Genomic DNA, 4,535 nt, shown 5'->3' with positions numbered 1-4,535 from the left:
ACTATATCAAATAAATTTAATTTTTTAGGTTTACACAGTTAGATTTACGCTCTCGGTATTTATGAATTTCATCAATGATTAAGTGCGTTCCACCAATCTTCACAAATTCTTCTGCTAATTCTATGAGCTTAATATCGATGTTGGTAGGATAGTCATATGAAAAATACAAAGACTTATAAGGCTCATTTGTTTCTTTAAGGGTTTGAGTATATTGTAAAAGAAGAGTCGTTTTTCCAACACCACGGGCACCTACAATACCTATCATTTGAGAAGAAAAGTCTATGGCATCATATAAGTAGCGTTTATAAGAGCTTGCAAGCTCATTTAAGATTCTTTTTTCAAGTTTTCGTATATTATCTAACATATTAAATCCATTTTGTTAATTTGGAATTAGCATTATAGTATATTTTTGTTTATTTTATATAAATATTTAAATCTTTATCCTCATATTTTTCTAAAACTTTTTGTCAATATAACTCTAGATTAAACATATATATTTGTAATTATACCCATAAAAATTATATAATTACAAATATTAATGAAATAAGGATAAGCATGCAAAAAATCTCTGTATATATTTTTGGAAAACACATTGCAGACATGTATCAAGAAGAAGACAGAGTATACCTCAAACAAATTGATGATATGTGCTATAAAGTAAGTCCTTTGATGATAAATTCTAATCAAAAAGAGATAGATACAACACATCTTGTATTTCAGCAAAGAGTTGCTGGATTTATTAGCGATTCGTTACCTGGTAATTTCGGGAATGAAATATTGAACAACTTCTTTTTACAAAACTTGGACAAATATCCAACCGCAAGTGATAAACTTCTTTTTATCGGGCATAGGGGACTTGGTGCAATTACATATGAACCATCAATGGAAAAAGCAAATGGGCTCATTGAGACTATAGCATTAAAATCTATGTTTGAAAAAGCTAAGGAATTAAAAAAAGGAGGAGATTATCACTCGCTGCAGGATGCCTTTTTGATAAGTGCTCACTCATTTGTTGGAGGAGCAAGAAGTAAAGCTGTTGGTGCAATTAATCTTGATACAAAAGAGGTATTTTTAGGTGATCGCACAAAAATACTCAAAGAAGGATTTATACATGTAATAATCAAGTATGATGACACATCAAACGATGATGAAAACAAATCGACATATTCTAAAGTCGAATATATTTATCATCTTCTTGCGAAAAAAAGTGGTATTGAAATGACAGATTGTTATTTGGTCGAGGCTGATGATAAACACCATTTTGTAACCAAAAGGTTTGATATAGAAGCAAGTGGTAAAAGATATCATGTTCATTCCCTTGCAGGCTTACTTCACTTAGATTATAATATTCCCAGAACTATAGGGTATGAAGATTTACTTAGAACCGCTGTTAAATTAGGAGCACTAGGGAGTCTAAAACAACTTTTCTTACAAATGCTTTTTAACTATATGTTTGTTAATCAAGATGATCATAGTAGAAACTTTTCCTTTATGTGTGATAGCAATTTTAAATATAAAGCTACACCAGCTTATGATTTAACTTTTGCAAAAGGTGAGAAGCAGACAGTTGAACATCAACTATCTTTATATGGTAAAGCTCTTTCGCTTATTAATATTGATGACATCACCACGCTAGCGACTGAATTTTCGATTGATTTAGAGTTTGTTGCAGCTTCTTTGAAAAAAATGAAGAACTTAAGAGATAATGAATTGCCAAAACTTTTACAAGAATATGGTGTAAAGGAGTCTAAGCAAAAACAAATTTTAGATCATACAAGTCAAAGAACACTACAAGGGGCACTATAATGAGCAATGATCTTTTAAAAAAACTACAAAATTCGCAAGCAAAAATAAAGAAAAAACTTAAAAATAAACTCAATCCAAATAGTGCTTTTGGAACTCTTACAGATGAAGAGATAGCAATGGTGTTAGCCATGAGAGCAAAAAACTTGCGACTTTCACAAAATAAAAAGCAGAGTGATTTTGCAAAAGAAGCCCAGCTTAGTTCCCCTACAACATACTCTAATTATGAACAAAAGGGGACTATATCAATGATAAATTTTATTAAAGTAATGAGAACATTTGGAAGGCTTGAAGAGCTTGAAAAACTTTTACTTCAAACCACTAAAGAGAAGATAGACAAGTTAGAAAAAATAGAAAAACAAAGAGTTAAATAGTAATTCCATCTATGTACTTGTTCATCACACCCTTTAAACGGCTAAAGCCGATATAGTGGGGAGAATTACGGCTTTGTGGTTAAAAATCAAAGATGAAGAGTTATTTGAAGAGCATAAAAATAGAAGAAAAACATCCTCAAAATGGTATCAATAAAGCTCATAGTAAACTTTTCAACCCTCCGCTAACTCTCTTGCTTGAGGCTTTAGCATAAACCGTTGTAGAATTATAAGAACTATGCCTTAATGTCTCTTTTATAACTAAGATATCAGTATCATTTTCAGTAAGCCTCATAGCAAGAGTATGTCTTAAAATATGCAATCCTGTTTGAAAAAATCCAGCTCTTTTGTAGTGATTTGATACTATAACATATGCATTTTCTCTTAAGAGTTTTTTGCCACTTTTAGTAACAAAAATATTCTCATCCAAATCAATTCCAAGTGTATTTGAAAAATAATCTAGCTCAGCTTGGATGTGTGTCTTTACTATCCTTGCAAATTGTATTTTTCCACCTTTGCCTAAAACTTTGATTACTAAGATTTCATTGTCATCTTGATCTGAGGTAATATCTGCTAAGGTTACATTTAAAGCCTCACTAATTCTCAAAGCAGAATGTAAAAGTAATTTAATAAGTAGAGAATCTCTATAAGAGTTATAGGTTTTCTTTTTGAGTAGCCTTTCTAAATAGATAAGAAGCTTTTGAACTTTATCTTCAGAGAGATAACGAATTTTTTCTTCAGCTCTTGATGAGTCAGCAATTTTTAATTTCCTAAAAAATCTTTCATAAGTATGTCCTTCATCATTATTATCACTAATGTAAATAAAAAAGTTTCTAATGCCTTTTAAATATGTTTGTTTCGTAGATTTTGATAAATTTAGTTTATTTTTTATTGTTTTATCAAGTTTTGCTTTTTTATCTAAAAAAGAAAGAAAATTTATAAAATGCATATGTTCTATGTTATTAATTAGTATTTCCTCTTGAAATTCCCTCATATATTCAATAAAGAAATTAATAGTTCGATTATATAACTCAATTGTATTTTGAGAATAACTAAGTGCATTAATGCTTAAAATATACATTTTTTGCCATTTTTGCAAATCTTTTAATAAATCTCCACTTGAAAGTTGCATTATTTATCCATTTCTTTGATTTTATATATCTTCTTATCAAGAAAATACTCACTAATTGTACACAAAAATTATATAATATACAACATACTAGCAAGTATGTAATATAAATAAGAGGATATAAAGGGTAGGGCGATAAAATTTATCTGCGTATTTAGTAAAGTTTCTAAAAATCTATTTTTGTGAGATTTGTTAAATAAATTAAAAAAAGATATAATTTATGCTATATAATATATAAAAGGCTATTAAATGGAAGAAAATGTAAAAAAAGGCAAAAATATCAAATTTAATGAGAAAACTATAAAAAGAATTGATGCAATGACAGCTTTTAAAGTTTTAGATGGTTTAAAGCTACCGAAAGCTCAAATGATGAGCGAAATTGTAGAAGAGGCTGTAAATTTTTATTTTGAACAAAAATTTAGAAAAGAGTTGGAAAGTTTGTAATTGCATTACAATACTTAATCTTGATTATACTTCTTCGCACAAACTAAGCCCTGTATTTTCAACTTGTTACAAATTCAGGGATTTATGCTCTAAACAATGTATATTGGTAAAGATGAATAATAATTCCTACTAGACTAAGGAATACTTATTTTGCAAAAATTACACAATAGAGATAGATAGCTTTTTGCCTAGCACACTTGTTGCAGTTTCAAGAGTATTTAGCGTTAATGAGCCATGACTTGGATTTAAAAGTCTATTAACAACCGCTCTACTGGTTTTCATCATCTCTGCCATTTTTGTTTTAGTAATTTTTTGAGCTTTCATCTCTTGTTCTATTTGAAAAGCTATAACTCTTTTGATTGCTATATCGGTTGTTTCTTCATATATACCATCTTCTTTTAAAAACTCATCAAAGCTGCTTCCAATATGTTTATTTTTCATCACACTCTCCTAAATCAAGTTTTTTGCTTCTTTCTATCGCTGTGGCTTTCTCTTTCTCAGGCATTTTTTGGTCTTTTTTTATAAAACCGTGTAGAAGTATCATGCAATCTTTATAGATAGTAAAAATAACTCTAGCAATTTTATCACTGGCTAGTTTACTTCTTACTTCCCAAAATTTATGTTTTGTATCCACTTTTCTAACCAAAGGCATACCTATAGGAAATCCAAACTCAACCGTTTGAATATCTGCTCCTATGATTTTTCTATCTTCTTTCGCTAATGAATAGAGCCATTCTAAACTGCACCCCTTTGTCAAGACCACTTCCAAACTATTTTTTATTCCACTC

General features: G+C 29.5%; 7 protein-coding genes. 3 read left to right on the top strand and 4 right to left on the bottom strand.

The annotated features are described in order from the left end of the window. Positions 1-16: 16 nt before the first annotated feature. Positions 17-364, bottom strand: coding sequence for an AAA family ATPase (locus IBX42_RS11375; protein ID WP_294933034.1), 348 nt, complete (start codon positions 362-364; stop codon positions 17-19). Positions 365-555: 191 nt separating this feature from the next. Between IBX42_RS11375 and IBX42_RS11370 the strand changes: the two genes are divergently transcribed. Next, positions 556-1,806: a HipA domain-containing protein gene (locus tag IBX42_RS11370; RefSeq protein WP_294933032.1), complete on the top strand. Its 1,251-nt coding sequence runs from the start codon at positions 556-558 to the stop codon at positions 1,804-1,806. Next, entirely contained in the window at positions 1,806-2,177 is a 372-nt protein-coding gene (locus IBX42_RS11365; protein WP_294933031.1) for a helix-turn-helix transcriptional regulator, read from the top strand. The genes IBX42_RS11370 and IBX42_RS11365 overlap by 1 nt, the downstream gene beginning before the upstream one ends. Before the next feature lie 157 nt (positions 2,178-2,334). Here IBX42_RS11365 and IBX42_RS11360 read toward each other — a convergent pair whose 3' ends face one another. Continuing rightward, the gene (locus tag IBX42_RS11360) at positions 2,335-3,306 is read right to left on the bottom strand and encodes a tyrosine-type recombinase/integrase (protein ID WP_294933029.1); all 972 of its coding nucleotides are present in this window, start codon (positions 3,304-3,306) and stop codon (positions 2,335-2,337) included. 246 nt (positions 3,307-3,552) lie between these two features. Between IBX42_RS11360 and IBX42_RS11355 the strand changes: the two genes are divergently transcribed. Then, on the top strand, positions 3,553-3,747 hold the full coding sequence (locus IBX42_RS11355; protein WP_294933027.1) for a hypothetical protein: 195 nt from the start codon (positions 3,553-3,555) through the stop codon (positions 3,745-3,747). Positions 3,748-3,906: 159 nt separating this feature from the next. Here IBX42_RS11355 and IBX42_RS11350 read toward each other — a convergent pair whose 3' ends face one another. Then, complete coding sequence (locus IBX42_RS11350) at positions 3,907-4,188, bottom strand: XRE family transcriptional regulator (RefSeq protein WP_294933025.1); 282 nt, start codon at positions 4,186-4,188, stop codon at positions 3,907-3,909. Beyond that, the coding region (locus tag IBX42_RS11345; RefSeq protein WP_294933023.1) for a type II toxin-antitoxin system RelE/ParE family toxin at positions 4,178-4,535 on the bottom strand (358 nt) is incomplete at its 5' end. The genes IBX42_RS11350 and IBX42_RS11345, both read right to left, overlap by 11 nt.

The sequence above is a fragment of the Sulfurimonas sp. genome, from assembly GCF_014859695.1.
Lineage (GTDB): Bacteria > Campylobacterota > Campylobacteria > Campylobacterales > Sulfurimonadaceae > Sulfurimonas.
The sequence above is the reverse complement of the archived record's forward strand: the minus strand, read 5'-3'. Positions and strand labels throughout refer to the sequence as shown.

Coding starts and splice junctions, on each gene's coding strand:
- IBX42_RS11375 (WP_294933034.1), bottom strand. CDS start 364: ATGTTAGATAATATACGAAAACTTGAAAAAAGAATCTTAAATGAGCTT.
- IBX42_RS11370 (WP_294933032.1), top strand. CDS start 556: ATGCAAAAAATCTCTGTATATATTTTTGGAAAACACATTGCAGACATG.
- IBX42_RS11365 (WP_294933031.1), top strand. CDS start 1,806: ATGAGCAATGATCTTTTAAAAAAACTACAAAATTCGCAAGCAAAAATA.
- IBX42_RS11360 (WP_294933029.1), bottom strand. CDS start 3,306: ATGCAACTTTCAAGTGGAGATTTATTAAAAGATTTGCAAAAATGGCAA.
- IBX42_RS11355 (WP_294933027.1), top strand. CDS start 3,553: ATGGAAGAAAATGTAAAAAAAGGCAAAAATATCAAATTTAATGAGAAA.
- IBX42_RS11350 (WP_294933025.1), bottom strand. CDS start 4,188: ATGAAAAATAAACATATTGGAAGCAGCTTTGATGAGTTTTTAAAAGAA.